General features: G+C 72.9%; 17 protein-coding genes. 10 read left to right on the forward strand and 7 right to left on the reverse strand.

Annotated elements, in window-relative coordinates; all coding sequences use genetic code 11:
* Nucleotides 1–13: 13 nt before the first annotated feature.
* Nucleotides 14–1,450, reverse strand: coding sequence for a pyruvate kinase (gene pyk / locus B100_RS0100390; protein ID WP_024882492.1), 1,437 nt, complete (start codon nucleotides 1,448–1,450; stop codon nucleotides 14–16).
* Between the two features lie 241 nt (nucleotides 1,451–1,691).
* Between pyk and B100_RS0100395 the strand changes: the two genes are divergently transcribed.
* Nucleotides 1,692–3,500 carry a 5'-nucleotidase C-terminal domain-containing protein gene (locus B100_RS0100395; protein ID WP_024882493.1) on the forward strand — a complete coding sequence of 603 codons (1,809 nt, stop codon included), beginning with the start codon at nucleotides 1,692–1,694 and terminating at the stop codon, nucleotides 3,498–3,500.
* 73 nt (nucleotides 3,501–3,573) lie between these two features.
* On the opposite strand, the gene pepN is transcribed toward B100_RS0100395, so the two are convergent.
* The 3 genes from pepN to B100_RS0100410 form a co-directional block, all read right to left on the reverse strand.
* On the reverse strand, nucleotides 3,574–6,132 hold the full coding sequence (pepN, locus tag B100_RS0100400; protein WP_024882494.1) for an aminopeptidase N: 2,559 nt from the start codon (nucleotides 6,130–6,132) through the stop codon (nucleotides 3,574–3,576).
* Nucleotides 6,133–6,180: 48 nt separating this feature from the next.
* The gene (locus tag B100_RS0100405) at nucleotides 6,181–6,723 is read right to left on the reverse strand and encodes a response regulator (protein WP_024882495.1); all 543 of its coding nucleotides are present in this window, start codon (nucleotides 6,721–6,723) and stop codon (nucleotides 6,181–6,183) included.
* Between the two features lie 148 nt (nucleotides 6,724–6,871).
* Entirely contained in the window at nucleotides 6,872–7,210 is a 339-nt protein-coding gene (locus tag B100_RS0100410) for a chorismate mutase (RefSeq protein WP_024882496.1), read from the reverse strand.
* Nucleotides 7,211–7,311: 101 nt separating this feature from the next.
* Here B100_RS0100410 and B100_RS0100415 point away from each other — a divergent pair, with 101 nt between their 5' ends.
* From B100_RS0100415 to B100_RS0100425, 3 genes are all read left to right on the forward strand, one after another.
* On the forward strand, nucleotides 7,312–8,211 hold the full coding sequence (locus B100_RS0100415) for a hypothetical protein (RefSeq protein WP_024882497.1): 900 nt from the start codon (nucleotides 7,312–7,314) through the stop codon (nucleotides 8,209–8,211).
* Between the two features lie 165 nt (nucleotides 8,212–8,376).
* Nucleotides 8,377–9,303 (forward strand): rhomboid family intramembrane serine protease, encoded by a 927-nt coding sequence (locus B100_RS0100420; protein ID WP_024882498.1) that lies wholly within the window; start codon nucleotides 8,377–8,379, stop codon nucleotides 9,301–9,303.
* Nucleotides 9,300–10,214, forward strand: a complete 915-nt coding sequence (locus B100_RS0100425) for a chitosanase (RefSeq protein WP_024882499.1) — start codon at nucleotides 9,300–9,302, stop codon at nucleotides 10,212–10,214. Before B100_RS0100420 ends, B100_RS0100425 begins: the two co-directional genes overlap by 4 nt.
* 97 nt (nucleotides 10,215–10,311) lie before the next feature.
* On the opposite strand, the gene B100_RS0100430 is transcribed toward B100_RS0100425, so the two are convergent.
* The 3 genes from B100_RS0100430 to B100_RS0100440 form a co-directional block, all read right to left on the reverse strand.
* The gene (locus B100_RS0100430; RefSeq protein WP_024882500.1) at nucleotides 10,312–11,775 is read right to left on the reverse strand and encodes a glutamate synthase subunit beta; all 1,464 of its coding nucleotides are present in this window, start codon (nucleotides 11,773–11,775) and stop codon (nucleotides 10,312–10,314) included.
* A complete protein-coding gene (gene gltB / locus B100_RS0100435) occupies nucleotides 11,768–16,366 on the reverse strand; it encodes a glutamate synthase large subunit (RefSeq protein ID WP_078540646.1) in 4,599 nt (1,532 codons plus the stop codon). The genes B100_RS0100430 and gltB overlap by 8 nt, the downstream gene beginning before the upstream one ends.
* A 367-nt stretch (nucleotides 16,367–16,733) precedes the next feature.
* Complete coding sequence (locus B100_RS0100440) at nucleotides 16,734–17,465, reverse strand: VIT1/CCC1 transporter family protein (RefSeq protein WP_024882502.1); 732 nt, start codon at nucleotides 17,463–17,465, stop codon at nucleotides 16,734–16,736.
* 281 nt (nucleotides 17,466–17,746) lie between these two features.
* Here B100_RS0100440 and B100_RS0100445 point away from each other — a divergent pair, with 281 nt between their 5' ends.
* Genes B100_RS0100445 through B100_RS0100470 form a run of 6 tightly spaced genes read left to right on the forward strand, consistent with a single transcriptional unit; the run spans nucleotide 17,747 to nucleotide 24,589 of the window.
* Nucleotides 17,747–18,751, forward strand: a complete 1,005-nt coding sequence (locus B100_RS0100445; RefSeq protein WP_024882503.1) for an ADP-ribosylglycohydrolase family protein — start codon at nucleotides 17,747–17,749, stop codon at nucleotides 18,749–18,751.
* A complete protein-coding gene (locus tag B100_RS0100450) occupies nucleotides 18,748–19,992 on the forward strand; it encodes an ADP-ribosylglycohydrolase family protein (RefSeq protein ID WP_024882504.1) in 1,245 nt (414 codons plus the stop codon). The genes B100_RS0100445 and B100_RS0100450 overlap by 4 nt, the downstream gene beginning before the upstream one ends.
* Before the next feature lie 7 nt (nucleotides 19,993–19,999).
* Nucleotides 20,000–21,181, forward strand: coding sequence for an ADP-ribosylglycohydrolase family protein (locus B100_RS0100455; protein ID WP_024882505.1), 1,182 nt, complete (start codon nucleotides 20,000–20,002; stop codon nucleotides 21,179–21,181).
* Nucleotides 21,169–22,545 carry an ADP-ribosylglycohydrolase family protein gene (locus B100_RS0100460; RefSeq protein WP_024882506.1) on the forward strand — a complete coding sequence of 459 codons (1,377 nt, stop codon included), beginning with the start codon at nucleotides 21,169–21,171 and terminating at the stop codon, nucleotides 22,543–22,545. Before B100_RS0100455 ends, B100_RS0100460 begins: the two co-directional genes overlap by 13 nt.
* Complete coding sequence (locus tag B100_RS0100465; RefSeq protein WP_024882507.1) at nucleotides 22,542–23,762, forward strand: CoA transferase; 1,221 nt, start codon at nucleotides 22,542–22,544, stop codon at nucleotides 23,760–23,762. Before B100_RS0100460 ends, B100_RS0100465 begins: the two co-directional genes overlap by 4 nt.
* Nucleotides 23,759–24,589, forward strand: coding sequence for an HpcH/HpaI aldolase/citrate lyase family protein (locus tag B100_RS0100470; protein WP_024882508.1), 831 nt, complete (start codon nucleotides 23,759–23,761; stop codon nucleotides 24,587–24,589). Before B100_RS0100465 ends, B100_RS0100470 begins: the two co-directional genes overlap by 4 nt.
* The last annotated feature ends 22 nt before the right edge of the window (nucleotides 24,590–24,611 follow it).

Below are 24,611 nucleotides of genomic sequence, written 5' to 3' on the forward strand. Positions count from 1 at the left end.
GGGCCCGGCGCTGTCACTTCGGGCTGTCGTCCTCGCCGATGTGGTGGACGCGGACCAGGTTGGTGGAGCCGGAGACCCCGGGCGGGGAGCCGGCGGTGATGACGACCGCGTCGCCCTTCGCGCAGCGCGCGTACCGCAGCAGCAGCTCGTCGACCTGGTCGACCATCGCGTCCGTGGAGTCCACGTGCGGGCCCAGGAAAGTCTCCACGCCCCAGGTGAGGCTGAGCTGGGAGCGGGTGGCCGGGTCCGGGGTGAAGGCGAGCAGCGGGATCGGTGAGCGGTAGCGGGAGAGGCGGCGGGCGGTGTCGCCCGACTGGGTGAAGGCGACGAGGAAGCGGGCGCCTAGGAAGTCGCCCATCTCCGCGGCGGCGCGGGCGACGGCGCCGCCCTGGGTGCGGGGTTTGTTGTGTTCGGTCAGTGGGGGCAGGCCGCGGGCGAGGATGTCCTCCTCGGCTGCCTCGACGATGCGGGCCATGGTGCGGACGGTCTCGACGGCGTGTTTGCCGACGCTGGTCTCGCCGGAGAGCATGACGGCGTCGGTGCCGTCGATGACGGCGTTGGCGACGTCGGAGGCTTCGGCGCGGGTGGGCCGGGCGTTGTCGATCATCGAGTCGAGCATCTGGGTGGCGACGATGACCGGCTTGGCGTTGCGCCGGGCGAGTTTGATGGCGCGTTTTTGGACGATGGGTACCTGTTCGAGGGGCATTTCGACGCCGAGGTCGCCGCGGGCGACCATGATGCCGTCGAAGGCGGCGACGATCTCGTCGAGGTTGTCGACGGCCTGGGGTTTCTCGATCTTGGCGATGACGGGGAGCCGGCGGCCCTCCTCGTCCATGATGCGGTGGACGTCCTTGATGTCGCGTCCGGTGCGGACGAAGGAGAGGGCGACGACGTCGAATCCGGTGCGCAGGGCCCAGCGCAGGTCGTCTTCGTCCTTTTTGGAGAGGGCGGGGACGGAGACGGCGACGCCGGGGAGGTTGAGGCCTTTGTGGTCGGAGACGATGCCGCCTTCGACGACGGTGGTGCGGACGTGGGGGCCGTCGACGGCGGTGACTTCGAGGGTGACTCTGCCGTCGTCGACGAGGATGCGTTCGCCTGGGGTGACGTCGTCGGCGAGGCCGGCGTGGGTGGTGCCGCAGAGGTGGCGGTCGCCTTCGACGCCGTCTTCGGCGCTGATGGTGAAGGTGTCGCCGCGTTCGAGGAGTACGGGGCCTTCGGTGAAGCGGCCGAGGCGGATTTTCGGGCCTTGGAGGTCGGCGAGGAGGCCTACGCTGCGTCCGGTTTCGTCGGCGGCCTTGCGTACCTTTCGGTACCGCTCCTCGTGCTGGGCGTGCTCGCCGTGGCTGAGGTTGAGGCGGGCGACGTCCATTCCGGCGTCGACCAGGTCCTTGATCTGGTCGTACGTGTCCGTCGCGGGCCCGAGGGTGCAGACGATTTTGGCTCGGCGCATGGTTCGACCCTAGGCCTTACTTGCGGGTAGTGATTTGGTGGCGCGTGGCCACTCAACGGCGTGCGGGTGAAGGGCTCTTGACGAGTGTTGAAGTGTGCGCAGGGTCGCTCGGATGAGCATGTGGATGGCTGGTCACCGGATCGCAACCTGGCGGGTCTGTTCCGGGTCGGCGTGTTCAGGTCAGAATCGTCGGGCGAATCTACGCGCGTTGTGCGCCGTCGTCGTACGAGGAGAACCTGAGATGCCGTTGGACCGCCGGAAGTTCCTGAAGAAGTCCGCCGTCACGGGGGCGGGGGTGGCGCTGGCGGGTACGGTGGCCACTCCCGCGGCCGAGGCCGCGGCACCTGCGGGACGGGGGAAGAAGCCGGTGAAGCGGTACGCACTGACCGTGATGGGCACGACCGACCTGCACGGACACGTCTTCAACTGGGACTACTTCAAGGACGCCGAGTACCAGGACACGGACGGCAACGCCCAGGGGCTGGCGCGCGTGTCCACGCTGGTGGAGCGGATCCGCAGGGAGCGGGGCCGGGAGAACACGCTGCTGCTGGACGCGGGCGACACCATCCAGGGCACGCCGCTGACGTACTACTACGCCAAGGTGGACCCGATCACCGCCGAGGGCGGCCCGGTGCACCCGATGGCGCAGGCGATGAACGCCATCGGGTACGACGCGGTGGCGCTCGGCAACCACGAGTTCAACTACGGCATCGAGACGCTGCGGAAGTTCGAGGAGCAGTGCGACTTCCCGCTGCTCGGCGCCAACGCCGTGGACGCGAAGACGTTGAAGCCGGCCTTCCCGCCATACTTCATCAAGAAGTTCCACGTGAAGGGCGCGGCGCCGGTGAAGGTGGCGGTGCTGGGGCTGACGAACCCGGGCATCGCGATCTGGGACAAGGCGTACGTGCAGGGGAAGCTGACGTTCCCGGGTCTGGAGGAGCAGGCGGCGAAGTGGGTGCCGAAGCTGCGCTCGATGGGCGCGGACGTGGTCATCGTGTCCGCGCACTCGGGTACGTCCGGCACCTCCTCGTACGGTGACCAGCTGCCGCACGTGGAGAACGCGGCGGCGAACGTGGCGCGGCGGGTGCCGGGTATCGACGCGATCCTGGTCGGTCACGCGCACGCGGAGATCGCGGAGCTGCGGGTGATCAACGAGAAGACGGGCAGGGAGGTCGTGCTGTCGGAGCCGCTGTGCTACGCGGAGCGGCTGACCCTGTTCGACGTCGAGCTGTCCTTCGAGCGGGGCCGCTGGCAGGTGGAGTCGGTGAGGGCGTCGCTGCGGGACGCGGCGTCGGTGGAGGACGACCCGCGCATCGCGCGGCTGCTGGGTGACGAGCACGCGCGGGTGGTGGCGTACGTCAACCAGGTGGTGGGGACGGCGACCGAGACGCTGACGACGGTGGAGGCGCGGTACAAGGACGCGCCGATCATCGACCTGATCAGCAAGGTGCAGGAGGACGTGGTCAGGGAGGCGCTGGCGGGTACGGAGTACGCGTCGCTGCCGGTGCTGTCGCAGGCGTCGCCGTTCTCGCGGACGAGTGAGATCCCGGCGGGTGAGGTGACCATCCGGGACCTCTCCAGCCTGTACGTGTACGACAACACGCTGGTCGCGAAGTTGCTGACGGGTGCTCAGGTGCGGGCGTACCTGGAGTACTCGGCGGAGTACTTCACGCAGACCGCGGCCGGCGCGCCGGTGGACGTCGACAAGCTGACGAACGCGGGCGGGCGTCCGGACTACAACTACGACTACGTGTCGGGTGTGAAGTACGACATCGACATCGCCCAGCCGGCCGGGTCGCGGATCAGGAATTTGACGTTCGACGGTGTCCCGGTGGACGACGCGCAGCGGTTCGTGTTCGCGGTGAACAACTACCGGGCGAACGGCGGCGGCGCGTTCCCGCACGTGGCGTCGGCGCAGGAGCTGTGGGCGGAGTCGACGGAGATCCGGACGCGGATCGCGGAGTGGGCGACGGCCAAGGGCGTGCTGGACCCGAAGGACTTCGCGTCTGAGGACTGGCGGCTGACCCGGGACGGCACTTTGGTGTTCTGACCGTCCGGGAGTACTGCCCGTGGGGGCGCCGCCGGTCTGTCCGGCGGCGTCCCCGCGGCGTTCCCGTCCGCCGTCACGCCTCCTGGACGCGCAGGGCGCGGGCCAGGTCGTCGAGCTGGTCGACGAGCTTGCGGCGCAGGGCGGGGGTCGGGTCGGCCTTGCGCAGGCACTTCTCGCCGAGCCTCAGGGTCTCGGTGTCGACCGCGTGGGCGGGGAAGGCCCAGCGTCCGGCGGCCTCGGCGATGGCGGGGCCCCGGCGGGCGGCGACGGCGACTGCGTCCTTGAAGTAGCGGGCCAGGTACGGGCGGACCAGTTCGGCCTGTTCGGGCTGCCAGAAGCCTTGGGCGGTGGCGGTGAACAGGTAGTTGGACAGGTCGTCGGAGGCGAACATGGCGTCCCAGGCGCGGGCCTTGGCGTCGGGGTCGGGCAGTGCGGCCCGGCAGCGGGCGGCGCCTTCCTGGCCGGTGGCGCTGGGGTCGCGGCGCAGTTCCTCGGCGATGTCGGTCTCGGTGACGGCGCCTAGTGTGGCGAGCCGGGCGAGGACGCGCCAGCGCAGTTCGGGGTCGAGTTCCGGGCCGCCGGGGACGGTGCCTTCGGTGAGCCATGCGGTGATGGGCTCCGGGTGGGCGGTGGCGTCGATGGAGTGGCGCACGGCGACCAGGCGCAGGCCGGGGTGGTCGCCGTCCTCGGTGCGGCGGATGAGGTCGCGGCACAGGTCGGTGAGGGTGGCGAGCGCGGCGGGGCGCCGGTCGGGGCTCAGGTAGCGGTCGGCGACGTGTCCGGAGGCGAAGGCGAGGACGCCTTGGACGAGGGCGACGTCGGTTTCGTGGGGCAGGTGGGCGCGGGCGATGTCGAGGTAGTCGGCGGCGGGCAGCTCGCCGTCGCGTACGGCGTCCCGGAGGGCGTTCCAGACGACGGCGCGGGTGAGGGGGTCCGGCAGGCCGGACAGGTGGGTGCGCAGGGTGGCGAGGGACCCGGTGTCGAAGCGGATCTTGGCGTAGGTGAGGTCGCCGTCGTTGAGGACGACGAGGGCGGGGCGGGTGCCGCCGGTGTCGAGGTTGACGGTCCCGTCGGCGGGGACGTCGGCCTCGATGCGCTCGCGCGGGGTGAGGCGTCCGGCGTCGTGCAGGTCGCGGTCGTAGACGCCGATGGTGATGCGGTGCGGGCGCCTGCCGCCGTCGGCGGACCCGGGGCCGCCGGTGTTGCGGACGGCGAGGGTCCAGGAGCCGGACTCGCCGCCGCGTACCTCCGGGGCGAGGGTGTCGACGCCGGTGGTGCGCAGCCAGGCGTCGGCCCAGGCGTGCACGTCGCGTTCGGTGGCGGCGGCCAGCGAGTCGATGAACTCGGCGAGTCCAGCGTTGCCGAACCGGTGGCGCTCGAAGTGGATGTTGATGCCGACGAGGAAGTCCTTCTCGCCGAGCCAGGCGACGAGCTGGCGCAGCGCGGAGGCGCCCTTGGCGTAGGAGATGCCGTCGAAGTTGAGCAGGGCGGAGGCGGTGTCCTCGACGTGCTCGGGGGCGACGGGGTGGGTGGAGGGCCGCTGGTCGGCGTCGTAGCCCCAGGCCTTGCGGGAGACGCCGAAGTCGGTCCAGGTGTCGGTGCCGCGCCAGCGGGGCGGTTGTCCGCCGGGGCCGGCGGGGGTGACCTCGTTGAGGGTCTGGTAGCCCATGTACTCGGCGAAGGACTCGTTGAGCCAGATGTCGTCCCACCAGCGCAGGGTGACGAGGTCGCCGAACCACATGTGGGCCATCTCGTGGGCGACGACCATGGCGCGGGTCTGCCGCTCGGTGTCGGTGACGGCGGAGCGGTAGACGAACTCGTCCCGGAAGGTGACCAGTCCGGGGTTCTCCATGGCGCCCGCGTTGAACTCGGGGACGAATGCCTGGTCGTAGGAGTCGAAGGGGTACGGCTCCTCGAACTTCTCGTGGTAGCGGTCGTAGCAGGCGCGGGTGATGTCGAGCAGTTCCTCGGCGTCCGCGTCCAGGTACGGGGCGAGGGAGCGGCGGCAGTGGAGGCCGAAGGGCAGGCCGTGGTGCTCGGTGCGCACGGAGTGCCAGGGGCCGGCGGCGACGGCCACGAGGTAGGTGGAGATCAGCGGGGTGGGGGCGGCCTTCCACACGCCGCCGCCGGTGTGCTCGGTGACGCCGTTGGCGAGGACCGTCCAGTTGTCGGGCGCGGTGACGGTGAGGTCGAAGACGGCCTTGAGGTCGGGCTGGTCGAAGGCGGCGAAGACGCGCTGCACGTCGTCCAGGAAGAGTTGGGTGTAGACGTAGGTCTCGCCGTCGGTGGGGTCGGTGAAGCGGTGCATGCCCTCGCCGGTGCGGGAGTAGTGCATGCGCGCGTCGACCAGCAGCTCGTGCTCGCCGGGGGTGAGGTTCTTCAGCGGGAGCCGGCCGTCGTCGAGGAGGGCGGGGTCGAGGGGCTGTCCGTCGAGCGTGACGGTGCGCAGCTTCGCGGGCTTGATCTCGACGAAGGTGTCCGCGTCGGTGCGGGCGCTGAACGCGATGAGGGTGCGGGAGTCGAACGTCTCGTCCCCGGCGGTCAGATCGAGGGCGATCGTGTAGCGGTGGACGTCGATGAGCTGTGCTCGGTTCTGCGCTTCGTCGCGCGTCAGTACGGACATGCGTGCCATGCTGCCTGATGGCGCCTGCCGGGCACAGAGGAGGATGGGGTACGCGGCCTATGTCCGGTCCCCGCCGAGCTCCGCGGTGTGCGCCCCCGGGGGCTGTGCGGGGGGCACGTGCGCGTGGGGACGGGGTGGCGCGGGGCGTGCGGGTGGGGTGCCGCGTTCGTCGAGCCGGGCACGCAGGGCGCGTATCTCGGCCTCCAGGGCGAGTCGCCGCTGGTGGGTGTCGTACAGGTGGCGCACCTTGGTGCGCAGGGCCCAGGGGTCGACGGGTGTGGTGACCAGGTCGGCCACGCCGAGGCGGTAGGCGGTGGCGCCGAGGCGGCGGTCGCGGGCGAAGCCGGTGAGCAGGACGACGGGGACGTGCCGGGTCTGTTCCAGGCGGCGCATGTGGCGTACGACGTCGAGGCCGCCCATGCCGGGCATGTGCGCGTCGAGGAGGAGCAGGCCGACGTTCCCGCGCAGCAGTTGCTTGAGCGCCTCGTCGCCGCTGGTGGCCCGGCCCAGCAGGTGGCCCAGCGGGGCCAGGGCGCTTTCCAGGGCGTACAGGGTGTCCTCGTGGTCGTCCACGAGGAGGATGCGGGCGGTGGGCGGCATGGCGCACGTCCTTTCCCGTCAGGGTCCGGGTGTGGCTCCGGGCGCTGACGGACGGTGCTCGCCGGTGGACGAGGAGTGCACGGCGCAGCATGCACCGCGCGGGCCGCCCTGTCACTCCCCGCGGAGGAGGAGACGGTGTCCGTCGTGCTCAGGCCGTGCCGTTCGCGGTGTCGTCGGCGATGCGCTCGTGGTGGCGGATCACCTCGGCGATGATGAACGTCAGGAACTTCTCCGCGAAGGCCGGGTCGAGTTTGGCGCTCTCGGCGAGGGCGCGCAGCCGGGCGATCTGGCGGGCCTCGCGTCCGGGGTCGGCGGGCGGCAGCCGGTGCTCGGCCTTGAGCCGGCCGACCTGCTGGGTGCACTTGAAGCGCTCGGCGAGCATGTGGACGACGGCCGCGTCGATGTTGTCGATGCTGTCGCGCAGACGGGTCAGCTCGTCGAGGACGGCGGGGTCGGCGTCCGGGGTGGCGGCGTTGCTGGTGGTCATGGCGGTTCAGCCTACGGCCGGGCGGCTCCGGGCGTGGACGGGGCGGCGCCGGGGGCGGGCCCGTACAGTGGAACGGGGTCCAGGCGCGGCGGGGGTGCGACGTGGCGAACGGCGGGCCGGTGGAGCACGGTTACCCGCATCTGCGGACGGTGCGGGAGTCCGTCACGGCGCTGTACCGGCGCCTGTCGTACGACACGGTCCGGACCTTCTCGGTGAGCGTGGCACCGGCGGACGTGGCGTTCTGTGACACGGACGACCTGCATCTGGGGGCGCAGCGGGTGGCTCGCGAGATGGTGGGGCACTACCGCCTGCCGGACGCGCGGCTGATCGTCGGGTTCCGTGAGATGACGCATGCGGCGAACGTGGAACTGACGGCGGGCCCGGAGTACTTCGTCGAGCTGAACGACCGGTTCCGTGACCATCGGCGGGACATCGGGGCGGCGCTGGCGCACGAGGTGGCGCATGTGTACCTGCACCGGCTGGGGCTGTCGTTCCCGTCGACGCGGGAGAACGAGATCCTCACGGACACCGCGGCGACGTATCTCGGGGCGGGCTGGCTGCTGCTGGACGCGTTCCGGGAGGACGGGGCGTCCTCGCAGAAGCTCGGGTACCTCACGCCGGAGGAGTTCGGCTACGTGCTGGCGAAGCGGTCCCTGCTGTTCGGCGAGGATCCGTCGGTGTGGTTCACCAGTGCGCAGGCGTACGCGGCGTACCGGGACGGGCTGGCGCTGGCGCGGCGTGACGCGGAGCAGCCGCCGTTGCGCTCGGCGGGGTGGGCCGGGCGGCGCCGGTACGCGCGGGACCGGCGGCACGCTCTGGGGCACGCGGAGGCGGCCGGGCCGGGGCGGGAGACGCCGTACCGCTTCTCGGCGGACGGCCGTGGGCTGCTGCGGGTGTCGTTCCCGTGCCCCACCTGCCACCAGCGGATCCGGGTTCCGGTGACGGGGCGGGTCCGGGCGCGGTGCGGTGTGTGCCGAACCGTCCTGGAGTGCGACACCTGAGGGCCGGATCCCGCTCCACCCCGTCAACGACCTCCACAGAAGCGGCATTTCACCCCGGTATTCGCTCATGTCTCGGGTGTTCGCTATTTTGTTCGCCGCTGTCGTCGTGTGCGCCGCCGTCCCCGCCGGCCCGTTTCCGTCCCGATCCCGCCGAGGAGCCGGCCTGTGGAGCCCGAGTCCGTCGTCACCACCTGTTACCGCCATCCGCGGGTCGAGTGTCACGTCCGCTGTGTCCGCTGCGACCGGTACATCTGCCCCGACTGCATGCGCGAGGCGGCCGTGGGTCACCAGTGCCCGGAGTGCGTGCGGGAGGGCGCCCGGTCGATGCGGCAGGCGCGCACCCTGGTGGGCGGCCGGGTCTCGGCCGTGCCCGTCGCGACGTACGTGCTGATCGCCCTGAACGTGCTGGCGTACCTGGCGGAGGTGGTCCGGCCGGAGATCGTGGACCGGTTCGCGATGCTCGGCGCGGGGCTGGCCGGCCCCGACGGCGGCCACTACCTGTGGACCGACGCGTACCCCCCGGGCTTCACCCCCGAGGGGCTGGCGGGCGGTGAGTGGTACCGGCTGCTGACCGGCGCGTTCCTGCACCTGCCGCCCACGGAGGGCACCTTCGGTGTCCTCCACCTGGTGATGAACATGGTGGCGCTGTGGAACCTGGGCCGGATGGTCGAGCCGATGCTGGGCCGCCTGCACTACCTCACGCTGTACCTGCTGTCGGCGCTGGGCGGTTCGGTGCTGGTGCTGCTGATCGCGCCTTCGGACCCCACGGTCGGCGCGTCCGGCGCCCTGTTCGGCCTGGGGGCCTCCTACTACGTGATGGCCCGGCGGGTGGGCGCCGACATGCGCGGGGTGAACCGCCTCGTGGGCGGACTGCTGCTGTGGCTGGTGGTGTCGGCGCTCTACACCTCCTGGCAGGGCCACCTGGGCGGGCTGCTGACGGGCGGGCTGGTGGCCCTGGCGTTCGCGTACGCCCCCCGTGACGGCCGCCGGGCCGCGGTGCAGATCGGTGCGTGCGCGGGGCTGGCGGTGCTGCTGGCGGTCCTGACGGTGGTCAAGGTGTCCGAACTGACAGGTGGAGGGATCCCCCAGTGAAACGTGCCGGTGTGCTCTTCCTCGCGGGCGTCCCCGTGGTCGCCACGGCGGTGTACTTCGTTCTGCCGTCGGGGGCCGCGGACGCGCCGGCCGCCCCGACGTCGGTCGGCGCGCAGTCCTCCCGGGACGACGTCAAGGACCGCGCCGAGCAGGACCACGAGGAGCAGCGGGACAAGGACGACGAGACGGTCGCCTCCCTGCCGCCCGGACTGGCCGGCCCGGCGAAGAAGGAGCTGGCCCACAAGCTGGTGGCGAGCGCCGAGCACTCCACCACCGACTGGCGCTCCACCTACGGGATCATCGAGGACCGGGACGACGACTGCGGCTACACCGCGGGCATCATCGGCTTCTGCACCGGCACCCACGATCTGCTCACCCTCGTGGAGCACTACACCGAGAAGCACCCCGGGAACGGTCTCGCACGCTATCTGCCCGCCCTGCGGGAGGTCGACGGCACCGACTCCCACGAGGGGCTGGACCCCGGCTTCACTGACGCCTGGAAGGCGGAGGCCGAGGTGCCGGAGTTCCGCGCGGCGCAGGAGAAGGAGCGCGACCGCGTCTACTTCGAACCGGCGGTGCGCCTCGCCAAGCTGGACGGCCTCGGCACCCTCGGCCAGTTCGTCTACTTCGACGCGATGGTCTTCCACGGCACCGGCACCGACGAGACCGGCTTCTACGCCCTGCGGGAGCGCGTGCTGAAGCAGGCGAAGACACCCGCCGCGGGGGGCGGCGAGAAGAAGTACCTGGACGCCTTCCTCGACGTCCGCCGCGACACCATGCTCACCCGGTACCCGGACCGCGACACCTCGCGTGTCGACACGGCGCAGCGCCGCTTCCTCCAGGCCGGGAACCTGGCACTGGACACCCCGCTGACCTGGGAGATGTACGGGGACCACTACACCCTGTCCTGAACGTGTTCGCGGCGCCTGCCCAGTCGGTCCGGTCGGGGACTGGCGGGCAGGCGCCGCGGTGTTCCGCACGCCTTTGTGCGGGACGTCTCGGAGTGGGTCAGACCGCCAGGGCGCGGTCCGTCGGGCGGATCGGGGCGGGCAGCGCGCTGGCCCCGGTGAGGAAGCGGTCGCAGCCCTGGGCGGCCGAGCGGCCCTCGGCGATCGCCCACACGATGAGCGACTGACCGCGGCCGGCGTCACCGGCGACGAACACACCCGGCACGTTGGTCCGGAAGTCGCCGTCGCGGGCGATGTTGCCGCGCGCGTCCAGTTCCAGGCCGAACTGCTCGACCAGGCCGTTGTCCCGGTCGGTGCCGGTGAAGCCCATGGCCAGGGTGACCAGCTGCGCGGGGATCTTGCGCTCGGTGCCCGGCTTCTGGGTCAGCTTGCCGTCGACGAACTCCACCTCGGTCAGGTGCAGCCACTGGACGTTGCCGTCCTCGTCGCCCTCGAAGTGGGTGGTGGAGACGGAGTAGACCCGCTCACCGCCCTCCTCGTGGGCGCTGGTGACCTTGTACAGCATGGGGAAGGTCGGCCAGGGCTGGGCGACCGGGTCCCGGTCGTCGTTCGGGCGGGGCATGATCTCCAGCTGGGTGACCGAGGCGGCGCCCTGGCGGTGGGCGGTGCCCACGCAGTCGGCGCCGGTGTCGCCGCCGCCGATCACGACGACGTGCTTGCCCTCGGCGGTGATCGGCGGGGAGACGTAGTCGCCCTCCTGCACCTTGTTGGCCAGCGGCAGGTACTCCATGGCCTGGTGGATGCCGTTGAGCTCGCGGCCCGGCACCGGCAGGTCGCGCGCGGTGGTCGCGCCGACCGCGAGGACGACGGCGTCGTACCGCTTGCGCAGCGCGGTCGCCGGCATGTCGCGGCCGATCTCGATGCCGGTGCGGAACTTGGTGCCCTCCGCGCGCATCTGCTCGATGCGGCGGTTGATGTGCCGCTTCTCCATCTTGAACTCGGGGATGCCGTACCGCAGGAGGCCGCCGATGCGGTCGGCCCGCTCGTAGACGGCGACGGTGTGGCCGGCCCGGGTCAGCTGCTGGGCGGCGGCCAGGCCCGCGGGGCCCGAGCCGACGACCGCGACGGTCTTGCCGGACAGTCGCTCGGGGATCTGCGGGGCGACGTCACCGGTCTCCCACGCCTTGTCGATGATCGAGACCTCGACGTTCTTGATGGTGACCGGCGGCTGGTTGATGCCGAGCACGCACGCCGACTCGCACGGCGCGGGGCACAGCCGCCCGGTGAACTCCGGGAAGTTGTTCGTGGCGTGCAGCCGGTCGCTCGCCGCGCCCCAGTCCTCGCGGTAGGCGTAGTCGTTCCACTCGGGGATGAGGTTCCCGAGCGGACAGCCGTTGTGACAGAAGGGGATGCCGCAGTCCATGCAGCGGCTGGCCTGCTTGCTGATGATCGGCAGCAGGGAGCCGGGGACGTAGACCTCGTTCCAGTCCTTCTTCCGCTCCTCGACCGGACGGGACCTGGCGACCTCGCGGCCGTGGTTCAGAAAGCCCTTCGGGTCAGCCATTGATCGCCGCCTCCATCATCTTCTCGGTGATCTCGGTCTCGGACAGACCGGCTCGCTCGGCGGCGTCCTTGGCGGCGAGCACTGCCTTGTACGTGCTGGGGATGATCTTGCTGAAGCGCTCCACTGCGGTGTCCCAGTCGGCGAGCAGCTTCTCGGCGACGGTGGAGCCCGTCTCCTCCTGGTGACGGCGGACCACGTCGTGCAGCCACTGCCTGTCGGCGTCGTCCAGCGCCTCGACGGCGTCGGCGTTGCCGGCGTTGACGTTGTCCCGGTCGAGGTCGATGACGTAGGCGACGCCGCCGGACATGCCGGCCGCGAAGTTGCGCCCGGTCTCGCCGAGGACGACCGCGTGGCCGCCCGTCATGTACTCGCAGCCGTGGTCGCCCACGCCCTCGGAGACGACCAGCGCGCCGGAGTTGCGGACGCAGAACCGCTCGCCGGTCTTGCCGCGCAGGAACATCTCGCCGCCGGTGGCGCCGTAGGCGAGGGTGTTGCCCGCGATGACGCTGTACTCGGCGAGGTGGTCGGCCGCCCGGTCGGGCCGCACGACGATCCGGCCGCCGGACAGGCCCTTGCCGACGTAGTCGTTGGCGTCGCCCTCCAGGCGCAGCGTGACACCGCGCGGGACGAAGGCGCCGAACGACTGGCCGGCGGAGCCGGTGAAGGTGATGTCGATGGTGTCGTCGGGCAGGCCCGCGCCACCGAACTTCTTGGTCACCTCGTGGCCGAGCATGGTGCCGACCGTGCGGTTGATGTTGCGGATGGCGACCTGGGCGCGCACCGGCTGGGCGTCCTCGGCGCCGGTGGCGGAGAGCGCGTCGGCGGCGAGTTTGATCAGCTCGTTGTCGAGGGCCTTCTCCAGGCCGTGGTCCTGGGCGACGACCCGGTGGCGGACGGCGCCCTCGGGCAGCTCGGGCACGTGGAACAGCGGCTCGAGCTCCAGGCCCTGCGCCTTCCAGTGGTCGACCGCGCGGGTCACGTCGAGGACCTCGGCGCGGCCGACGGCCTCCTCGATGGAGCGGAAGCCCAGCTCGGCCAGCAGCTCGCGGACCTCCTGCGCGATGAACCGGAAGAAGTTCACCACGTACTCGGCCTTGCCCGTGAAGCGTTCGCGCAGCACCGGGTTCTGGGTGGCGATGCCGACCGGGCAGGTGTCCAGGTGGCAGACGCGCATCATGACGCAGCCGGAGACCACCAGCGGGGCGGTGGCGAAGCCGAACTCCTCGGCGCCGAGCAGCGCGGCGATCACCACGTCACGGCCGGTCTTCAGCTGGCCGTCGGTCTGCACGACGATGCGGTCGCGCAGGCCGTTCAGCAGCAGGGTCTGCTGGGTCTCGGCGAGGCCGAGCTCCCAGGGGCCGCCCGCGTGCTTCAGCGAGGTCAGCGGCGAGGCGCCGGTGCCGCCGTCGTGGCCGGAGATCAGCACGACGTCCGCGTGGGCCTTGGAGACACCCGCGGCGACGGTGCCGACGCCGACCTCGGAGACCAGCTTGACGTGAACGCGCGCCTGGGGGTTGGCGTTCTTCAGGTCGTGGATCAGCTGGGCGAGGTCCTCGATGGAGTAGATGTCGTGGTGCGGCGGCGGGGAGATGAGCCCCACGCCGGGCGTCGAGTGCCGGGTCTTCGCCACCCACGGGTAGACCTTGTGGCCGGGCAGCTGGCCGCCCTCGCCGGGCTTGGCACCCTGGGCCATCTTGATCTGGATGTCGTCGGAGTTGACCAGGTACTCGGAGGTCACGCCGAAGCGGCCGGAGGCGACCTGCTTGATGGACGACCGGCGGGCCGGGTCGTACAGGCGCTCCGGGTCCTCGCCGCCCTCGCCGGTGTTGGACTTGCCGCCCAGCTGGTTCATGGCGATGGCGAGGGTCTCGTGCGCCTCCTGGGAGATGGAGCCGTACGACATGGCGCCGGTGGAGAAGCGCTTGACGATCTCGGAGACCGGCTCGACCTCCTCGACGGGGATCGGACCGCGGCCCGGCTTGAAGCCGAACAGGCCGCGCAGCGTCATCAGCCGCTCGGACTGCTCGTTCACCCGCTCCGTGTACTTCTTGAAGATCTCGTAGCGGCCGGAGCGCGTGGAGTGCTGGAGGCGGAAGACCGTCTCCGGGTCGAACAGGTGCGGCTCGCCCTCGCGGCGCCACTGGTACTCGCCGCCGATGTCCAGGGCGCGGTGCGCCGGGGCGATGCCGGAGGCGGGGTACGCCTTGGCGTGGCGGGCGGCGACCTCCTTGGCGATCACGTCGATGCCGACGCCGCCGATCTTGCTGGTGGTGCCGTTGAAGTACTTCTCCACGAAGCCCTCCTCGAGACCGACGGCCTCGAAGACCTGGGCGCCGCGGTAGGAGGCGACCGTGGAGATGCCCATCTTGGACATCACCTTCAGCACGCCCTTGCCGAGGGCGTAGATGAGGTTGCGGATGGCCTTCTCGGGCTCGACGCCCGGCAGGAAGGTGCCGGCGCGGACCAGGTCCTCGACCGACTCCATCGCCAGGTACGGGTTGACCGCGGCGGCGCCGTAGCCGATGAGCAGGGCCACGTGGTGGACCTCGCGGACGTCGCCGGCCTCGACCAGCAGGCCCACCTGGGTGCGCTGCTTGGTGCGGATGAGGTGGTGGTGGACGGCCGCGGTGAGCAGCAGCGACGGGATCGGCGCGTGCTCGGCGTCGGAGTGCCGGTCGGACAGGACGATCAGGCGGGCGCCGTTCTCGATGGCGGCGTCGGCCTCGGCGCAGATGTCCTCGATGCGGGCGGCGAGGGCCTCGCCGCCGCCGGCCACCCGGTAGAGGCCGGAGAGGGTCGCGGCCTTGAAGCCGGGCATGTCGCCGTCGGCGTTGATGTGGATGAGCTTGGCCAGCTCGTCGTTGTCGATCACCGGGAAGGGGAGGGTGACGCTGCGACACGCCGCGGCCGTCGGCTCCAGCAGGTTGCCCTGCGGGCCGAGGGAGGAGCGCAGCGAGGTGACCAGTTCCTCGCGGATGGCGTCCAGCGGCGGGTTGGTGACCTGCGCGAACAGCTGGGTGAAGTAGTCGAACAGCAGCCGCGGGCGCTCGCTGAGCGCGGCGATCGGCGAGTCGGTGCCCATGGAGCCGATGGGCTCGGCGCCGGCCTTGGCCATCGGGGCGAGGATGACGCGCAGTTCCTCCTCGGTGTACCCGAAGGTCTGCTGCCGGCGGGTGACCGAGGCGTGGGTGTGCACGATGTGCTCGCGCTCGGGCAGGTCGCTCAGCTCGATCTCGCCGGCCTCGAGCCACTCGGCGTAGGGGTGCTCGGCGGCGAGGGCGGCCTTGATCTCGTCGTCCTCGACGATGCGGTGCTCGGCGGTGTCCACGAGGAACATCCGGCCGGGCTGCAGCCGGCCCTTGCGGACCACCTTGGCCGGGTCGATGTCGAGCACGCCGACCTCGGAGCCGAGGACGACCAGGCCCTCGTCGGTGACCCAGTAGCGGCCGGGGCGCAGGCCGTTGCGGTCGAGTACGGCGCCGACCTGGGTGCCGTCGGTGAAGGTGACGCAGGCCGGGCCGTCCCAGGGCTCCATCGTCGTGGAGTGGTACTGGTAGAAGGCGCGCCGGGCTGGGTCCATGGAGTCGTGGTTCTCCCACGCCTCCGGGATCATCATCAGCACGGAGTGCGGGAGCGAGCGGCCGCCCAGGTGCAGCAGTTCGAGCACCTCGTCGAACGAGGCGGAGTCCGAGGCGTCCGGGGTGCAGACCGGGAAGGTGCGCTCCAGGTCCTTCGCCGTGCCGAACAGGTCGGACATCAGCTGGGACTCGCGGGCGCGCATCCAGTTGCGGTTGCCCTTGACGGTGTTGATCTCACCGTTGTGCGCGACGAAGCGGTACGGGTGCGCCAGCGGCCACGACGGGAAGGTGTTCGTGGAGAACCGGGAGTGCACCAGCGCGATCGCGGAGGCGAAGCGGCGGTCGGACAGGTCCGGGAAGAAGGGCTCGAGCTGGCCGGTGGTCAGCATGCCCTTGTAGACGATGGTCCGCGCGGACAGCGACGGGAAGTAGACGCCCACCTCGCGCTCGGCGCGCTTGCGCAGCAGGAACGCCTTGCGGTCCAGGGCGATGTCCCGGCTGGTGCCGTCGGAGACGAAGAGCTGCCGGAAGACCGGCATGGTGGAGCGGGCGGTGGCGCCCAGCAGCTGGGGCGCGACCGGCACCTCGCGCCAGCCGAGCACGGTGAGCCCTTCGGCGGCGGCGATCTCCTCGATGCGGGCGACGGCGGCGTCCGTGCCCACCCCGGGCAGGAAGGCGATACCGGCGGCGTATCCGCCCGCCTCGGGCAGGTCGAATCCGGCCACCTCGCGGAAGAAGGCGTCCGGGATCTGGGAGAGGATGCCCGCTCCGTCGCCGGAGTCCGGCTCGGAGCCGGTGGCACCGCGGTGCTCCAGGTTGCGCAGGACCGTGAGGGCCTGGTCGACCAGGGTGTGGGACGCCTCGCCGGTGAGGGTGGCGACGAAGCCGACGCCGCAGGCGTCGTGCTCGTTGCGGGGGTCGTACATACCCTGCGCAGCAGGGCGAGCATCCATGAACGACCAGCTCGTGCGGTCGTTCGAGGAATGCTGGGACGGCTGGCGCGGCGTACGCATCGGCTCTCCCGTCGTCGTCATGTGGCATGTGCGTGCCGAGGGACGACGTTGGCCCTCTGCGTGGCTAAATTTCGTGCAGGTTACATGATGGAACGATTCTCGGGAACCGGGACTTCCGTTCCATCATGCGGACATCGAGTGGGTCGCGGCGGGGTTCCGCGCCTGTCGACGAGAGGCTGTGGGGGACCGCGGCGGGCAGATCGGTGTCCGCCGGTCCGACGGCGGGGGGAGGCTTCGTCGCCTCGCCCGCTGGGCGCGCCGCAGGCCTCATTGCCTTCAGCGCGTACGGCTCATGCCCACTGGTCACACGTGCGAAACCAGCAAGTAATGATTATTTATGCGGCGCCCCGCATAAACGCAAGGGGTCTTATCCTACGGCCGTTCCGAACAGCGAGCCCAGGGCGTACGTCACACCGGCCGCCGCACCGCCGAGGGCCAGCTGCCGCAGTCCGCTGTACCACCAGGACCGCGCCGTGACCTTGGCGACCACGGCACCGCACAGGAACAGTCCGAGCAGCGCGACCAGCACGGCCGGCCACAGGCTGCTCGCGCCGATCAGGAAGGGCAGGACCGGCAGCAACGCGCCCAGGGCGAAGGAGCCGAAGCTGGACACGGCGGCCACGGTGGGCGAGGGCAGGTCACCGGGGTCGATGCCCAGCTCCTCACGGGCGTGTATCTCCAGCGCCTGCTCGGGGTCGCGGGAGAGCTGCCGGGCGACCTCGCGGGCCAACTCCGGCTCGACCCCGCGGGCCTCGTAGAGCGCGGCGAGCTCGGCCTCCTCGTCCGCCGGGTGCTTGCGCAGCTCGCGCCGCTCGACGGCCAGCTCGGCCTCGACCAGCTCGCGCTGGGAGGCGACGGAGGTGTACTCGCCGGCCGCCATGGAGAAGGCACCGGCGGCCAGTCCCGCGAGGCCGCTGATAACAACCGTCTGCTGGCCGACCGCGCCGCCGGCCACGCCTGTCATCAGGGCGAGGTTGGAGACCAGCCCGTCCATGGCGCCGAACACCGCCGGGCGCAGCCAGCCGCCGTTCACGTCGCGGTGGGTGTGGTTGTCGCGGTGCGCCTCGTGCAGCGTCGCCTCGGTCTCGATGATGGCCATGCCGGTCCCCCAGGACACTCTCGGGCGCCCTCGCCCGGACGCTTCTTTGGACTCATTCCACTTTTCGACGGACCCCAGTCTACGCCTCGACCGAACCTCCTGCCAGCAAGGAAAGGCTGCGCTAACCAGCGGTTTTGCGGTTCTCGCAGCGGTGCGTGGATGTCCCCGCCGATGTCGTCCGGGTGACGCTCGGGCGGACGAGGCTGCGGCGAACACGGCACCGGGGACAGTTCCGCAAAGGGCCCGCGCCCCGCGGGGCGCGCCTGAGAGGAGAGCCGCGTATGGCATCGACCGCCCGCATCCCCTCGGTGCCCGCGCCCGGGGACGCCCCCGGGCTCCGGGAACGGGCACGCGGCGCGCTGCTCGGCCTGGCCGTCGGCGACGCCTTGGGCGCGCCCGCCGAGAACATGAAGCCCTCCGAGATCCGCGCGAAGTGGGGCCGCGTCACGGGATACGTGACCGACCCCCCGGCGGGCACGGACGACACCGAGTACGCCATCTTCTCCGGACTGCTGGTGGCCCGGCACGGCTCCGCGCTCACCCCCGCGCACGTCGAGGCGGCCTGGCACGAGTGGATCGCCGACCGCGCCGAGGGCCCCTTCCGGGGCGCCGGCTTCAGCGAGCGGGGCACCCTGGAGAACCTGCGCCGGGGGCTCGCCGCGCCCATCTCCGCCCAGCACCGGCATGCCTGGAGCGACGGGCTGGCGATGCGGGCGGCGCCGTACGGCGTGCACGCGGCCGGACGGCCGGACGAGGCGGCCCGGCTCGCGGCGATCGACGGTTCGGTCAGCCACGACGGCGAGGGCATCTACGGCGGGCAGGCGGTCGCGGCGGGCGTCGCGGCGGCCATGGCCGGGGCACCGGTGGTCACCGTCGTGGCCTCGGCGCTGGCGGTGGTCCCGGACGACTCCTGGACCGCCCGCTCGCTGCGCCGCGCGGTGACCGCCGCCCACCACGGCGAACGCGCGGTCCGCGCCGCGGTGGTGATCGGCGGCTACCCCTGGACCGACCTGGCGCCCGAGGCGGTGGCCCTCGCCTTCGGCGCGTACGCGGCGGCCGACGGCGACTTCGAACAGGCGGTGCTGACCGCCGTGAACATGGGCCGCGACGCCGACACGACGGCGGCGGTCGCGGGCGCGCTGGCGGGGGCGACCCAGGGGGTCGCCGCCGTCCCGGAGCGCTGGGCCGCGGCCATCACCCCGGCCCGCGGCAGCTGCCTGCCCGCCATGGCCGGCCACCACGTCCTCGACATCGCGGACCTCCTGACCCCGGAGACCCCCACATGACCTCCACCACCCCCGCACCGACCACCGACGACACGCCGGCCCCCAGCGACATGCCGCCCCCGGGCACCGCGCGGGACGACGCGGCCCCGGCGCCGCGCCCACCCGCCGGACCCGCCCCCCGTCCGGCCCGCTCGGCCGTCGAGGGCCTGCTCCTCGGACTCGCCGCCGGGGACGCCGCCGGCTGGCCCGCCGCCCGCCACCGCGCCGCCCGCATGCCCGAGTGGACCCGGCGCCTCACCCGCGAGCTGGACACCTTCGCCGAGCAGAACGCCACCACCACGCTCCCCGTCCCCATCGCCCTCAACCAGCCCCCCGAGCCCCTGCGCCTCGGCCCCTCCGACGACGCCGAGTGGGCCGCGTTCGCCGCCGAGGCGGTGCTGCGCGCGGGCGACGACATGGTGCTCGGCGACCTCAGCCGGGAGCGCCGCACCCGTGCCGCCATCGACCTGACCTGGAACGCGGTCGCGGCCGAGGTCGCCGCCGCCACCGAGCGGGCCCCGGAGACCGAGTCCGCCGTCCTGCCCCTGCGCGCCCGCATCTCCGTGCGGGCCGGCCTCGGCAACCTCGCCACCGGTCTGCGCCCGCCCGCCACCGGGCACGACAACCCGCACTACTTCGACGACGCCGCCTGCGTCCGGGCCTGCGTGCTGGCCGTGGCGCACGCGGGCGACCCGCGGGCCGCCGCCGACCTCGCCGAGTTCGACGCCCGCTACACCCAGGACGGCGACGGCGTGCACGGCGCGCGCGCCATGGCCGCCGCCGTGTCGCTCGCGCTGGCCGGGGCGGACCCGCGCGCCTGCGCGGACGCCGCCTGTGCCGAACTGCCCGAGGACACCGAGATCGGCCGCAACGCCCGGCACGCGCTGGCCCTCGCGGCGGACGCCGACAGCGCCTTCGCCCTGGTGCCGTCGCTGGAGCACCAGATCGTCGACCACGTCTACAGCTACGGCGTCGCCGCCGCCGAGACCGTCCCCGTCGCCCTCGCCCTGACCACCGCCGCCCGCGGCCGGATCGCGGAGGCCGTCCCCGCGGCGGCCTGCCTGTCCCGGGTGGCGGACTCCGCCCCGGCGCTGGCCGGCGCCCTCACCGGGGCGCTGGGCGGGAGCGCCGCGATCCCCCGGTCGTGGCGGGAGAGCTGCCGCACCCTCTCCGGCTGTGTGCTGCCCCGGCTGACGGGGACGGACCTGGTCGAACTCGCCGGGCTCCTGGAAGCCGCCCGGCCGGCCGCACCGAGAGGATGATTCCGGCATGACACGCGAATCCACCGAAGAGCAGGCAAGCACGCCTTCCCTGGCGGAACGGATCACCGGGGCCCTGGTCGGGGCGGCCGTCGGCGACGCCCTCGGCGGCCCGGTCGAGGGGTACTCCCCCGAGCAGATCACCGAGCGCCACGGCGGCCGGGTGCACGGCGTGGTCGGCCCGTGGAACGGCGACGCCTGGCGCACCGCCCGCCCCGTCGCGCCGTACCACAAGGGTGACGGCCACGTCACCGACGACACCCTGATGACCCACGCGCTGGTCCGGGTGTACGCGCGGGTCCGCGACCACCTGGACGCCTACGCGGTCGCCGACCACCTGGTGCCGGACCTGATGACGAACCCGCGCTGGATCCCGGAGCTGGAGGCGGAGACGATCCCGCTGCACCGGATCTTCCTCGCCGAGAAGTGGCTGGTGGCCCGCCTGCACTACAGCCACGTGGACCCGCGCGAGGCGGGGGTGGGCAACATCGTCAACTGCGGCGCGGCGATGTACATGGCCCCGGTCGGGCTGGTCAACGCGGCCCACCCGGCCGCCGCGTACGCCGAGGCCCTGGACGTCGCGGGCGCCCACCAGTCGTCGTACGGCAGGGAGGCGGCCGGGGTGTTCGCGGCGGCCGTGGCGGCGGCCTGCACGCCGGGGGCGACCCCGGAGTCGGTCGTCGCCGCGTGCCTGTCCCTGGCCAAGGACGGCACCCGCGAGGCGATCGAGCGGGTCTGCTCGGAGGCGGCGCGTTACACCGACTTCGAGTCGGCGCTCGGTCCGCTGCGCGAGGCGGTCGCCCCCTACGACACCGTGGGCCCCGACTACCGCTCCCCCTCGCTGGGCGCCCGGCGCCCCTCCCGGCTGCACGCGATCGAGGAGCTGCCGGTCGCCCTCGGCATGGTGCTGGTGGCGCGCGGCGACGCCCGGCACGCGGTGCTGGGCGCGGTGAACTACGGCCGCGACTGCGACTCCATCGCCACGATGGCCGGGGCGGTGACCGGCGCGCTCGGCTCGTCCGTCCCCGAGGAGTGGGCCAAGACGGTGGCGGAGGCCAGCCGCCTCGACCTGTGGGAGCCGGCCGCCACGCTGACCGGGGTGGCCCGCGAGGTCTTCGCCCGGGACGTGGAGCGCCGCCGCGCCCACGAGCGGGCGTTCGCACAGCTGGGAGGGGCCGGATGCTCCGACTGACCTGGGTCCAGCCCGAGGACCTCGTCGGCCACGAACTGCGCCAGGCCGCCCTGGACGGCCGTGAGCCGTCGGCGGTCGCCGCCCGCTGGCTCGCGGCGGGCGGCCCGCCGGCCCCGTCCGCCGCCGGCGCCTCCCCCCGGCCGGCCTCCCGTTGTCTGCGGCTGCTGGCCGGTGACCTGCTGGACGAACTGGCCGACCTGCCCAGCACCCTGGCGGACGACGAACCGACCGACCTCCCCGCCATCAGGGCGCTGTGCCCGCACTGGCCCGCCTCCCCCGCCGCCCCGCCGGGCTGGGACGGGCCCGCGTTCGAGGCCCGGCTGGAGGCCGCCTGGCTCGGCAGGGCGGCCGGCTGCCTGCTGGGCAAGCCGGTCGAGAAGCTCCCCCTCGCCGCCATCCGCGCCCTCGCCCGCGCCACCGGCAACTGGCCGCTGAACGACTGGTTCACCGCGCGGGGAGTCCCCGCGGAGCTGCTGGCCGCGCACCCCTGGAACCGCCGCTCCGCGGCCACCTCGCTCGCCGAGAACATCGACGGCATGCCCGAGGACGACGACCTCAACTACCCGCTCCTCGCCCTCCTCGTGCTGCGCCGCCACGGCCGCCGCTTCAGCACCGCCGACGTGGCCCGCGTCTGGCTCGACGAGCTGCCCGCCGGCCGCACCTTCACCGCCGAGCGCATCGCCTACCGCAACCTCCTCGACGGCCTCGAACCCCCGCTCACCGCCCGCCACCGCAACCCGTTCCGCGAGTGGATCGGCGCCCTGATCCGCGCCGACGTCCACGGCTGGACCAACCCCGGCGACCCGGGCGCCGCCGCCGCGCAGGCGCACCGCGACGCCGTCCTCACCCACACCGCCAACGGCGTCTACGCGGCGATGTTCACCGCCGCCGTCATCGCCACCGCGGCCACGGGTGAGCACGACGTGCACGCCTGTCTGCGCGCCGGCCTCACCGTCGTCCCGCCCCGCTCCCGGCTCGCCCTGGCCGTCCGCGACGCCGTACGGCTGGCCCGGGAGCACACCGGCTTCGACACCGTCGTCGACCTGCTGCACGCGGCGCACGGCGCCACCCACCACTGGGTGCACGCCGTCCCCAACACCGCGCTGCTCGCCGCCGCCCTCACCCACGCCGACGGGGACTTCACCGCCTCGGTCTGCCGCGCGGTGTCCGGCGGCTGGGACACCGACTCGGTCGGCGCCACCGCCGGCAGCGTCGCCGGACTGCTGGCCGGCTCGCCCCGCTCACTCCCCGAACGCTGGACGGCCCCGCTGAAGAACCGCCTGGCCACCTCCGTCGGCGACTTCGACGGCACCGGCTTCGACACCCTGGCCCGTCTGACCCACCTGGAGGCGTCCCGCCCATGACACCCGCCGAACCGGCCGCCGCCGCCCCCGCCGCTCCCCCGCTCACCGGTCTGCGCGTCCTGGACCTCGCCACCCTCTTCGCCGGCCCCCTCGCGGCGACCCTGCTCGGCGACTTCGGCGCCGAGGTCGTCAAGGTCGAGCACCCGAGGAGACCGGACCCCTCTCGGGGCCACGGGCCGTCGAAGGACGGCATCGGCCTGTGGTGGAAGGTGCTCGGCCGCAACAAGCGCGCCATCACCCTCGACCTGTCCACGTCGGGCGGCCGGGACACCCTGCTGCGCCTGGTGCGCACCGCCGACGTGGTCGTCGAGAACTTCCGTCCCGGCACCCTGGAGAAGTGGGACCTGGGCTGGCCCGAGCTGTCCGCCGCCAACCCGAGGCTGGTCCTGGCCCGGGTCACCGGCTTCGGCCAGTTCGGCCCGTACGCGCACCGGCCGGGCTTCGGCACCCTCGCCGAGGCGATGAGCGGCTTCGCCGCGCTCACCGGCGAACCGGACGCCCCGCCCACGCTGCCGCCGTTCGGTCTGGCCGACTCGATCGCGGGGCTCACCACCGCCTACGCGGTCATGACCGCCCTCGCGGGGCGCGACCGCACCGGCGAGGGTCAGGTCGTGGACATGGCCCTGATCGAGCCGGTCCTCAGCACCCTCGGCCCCCACCCCACCTGGTACGACCAGCTCGGTCACGTCCAGCCCCGCACCGGCAACCGCTCGCAGAACAACGCCCCGCGCGGCACGTACCTCACCGCCGACGGCACCTGGGTCGCCGTCTCCACCTCGGCCCAGTCGATCGCCGAGCGGGTGATGGTGCTGGTGGGCCGCCCGGAGCTGATCGACGCGCCCTGGTTCGCCACCGGCGAGGGCCGCGCCCGGCACGCGGACGTCCTGGACGAGGCGGTGGGCGGCTGGATCGCCCGGCACACCCGCGCCGACGTCCTGGCCGCCTTCGAGAAGGCGGAGGCGGCCGTCGCCCCCGTCCAGGACGTGCGGGACGTGATGGCGGACCCGCAGTACCAGGCGCTGGGCACGATCACCACGGTCGACGACCCGGAACTGGGCCCGCTGCGCATGCAGAACGTGCTCTTCCGGCTCTCCGGCACCCCGGGCGCGATCCGCTGGGCGGGCCGCCCGCACGGCGCGGACACCGAGGAGGTCCTCACCGAGCTGGGTCTCACCCCGGCCGAGCTCGCGGAACTGCGCGCGGAGGGCGCCCTGTGACGGGCTTCCCGCTGACCTGGCTGTACGCCCCGGGCGACCGTCCGGCGGTGGTGGCGAAGGCGCTCCGCTCCGGGGCCGACGTGGTGGTGATCGACCTGGAGGACGCGGTCGCGCCCGACCGCAAGGCCTACGCCCGCGGCGCCACCGCCGAGCTGCTGCGCGACCCGCAGCCGGTGCCGGTGCACGTGCGCGTCAACGCCCTCACCGGCCCCTGGGGACCGGCCGACCTGGCGGCCGTCGCGCCGGCCCCCGGCCTGTCGGGGCTGCGGCTGCCCAAGGTGTCCTCGCCGGCCGACGTGGTGCGCGTGGCGCGCCGGACCGTCTCCGCGCGGGGCGGGTCCCCGCCGCTGTACGCCCTGCTGGAGACCGCGCTGGGCATCGAGCACGCCCACGCCGTGGCGATCGCCCATCCGGCCCTGCGCGGCATCGCCCTCGGGGAGGCGGACCTGCGGGCCGACCTCGGGGTGCGCGAGGACTCCGGCCTGGACTGGTGCCGGGCCCGGGTGGTGGTCGCGGCCCGCGCGGCCGGGCTGGCCCCGCCCACGCAGTCCGTGCATCCGGACATCCGCGACCTGGAGGGCCTGGAGGCGTCCTGCGTGCGGGGCCGCGCCCTGGGGTTCCTCGGCCGCGCCGCGATCCACCCACGCCAGCTCCCGGTCATCGAGCGCGCCTATCTGCCGACGGCGCGCGAGATCGAGCAGGCGGAGACGGTGCTCAAGGCAGCGGCGGCCACGCGGGGGGCCCAGGCGCTCCCGGACGGCACCTTCGTGGACGCCGCGGTGGTGGCGGCGGCCCACCGCACGCTGTCCCTGGCCCACAAACGCTGACGCGCTGAGGGCGCCCGGGGTC

Source organism: Streptomyces sp. CNH189, from assembly GCF_000527195.1.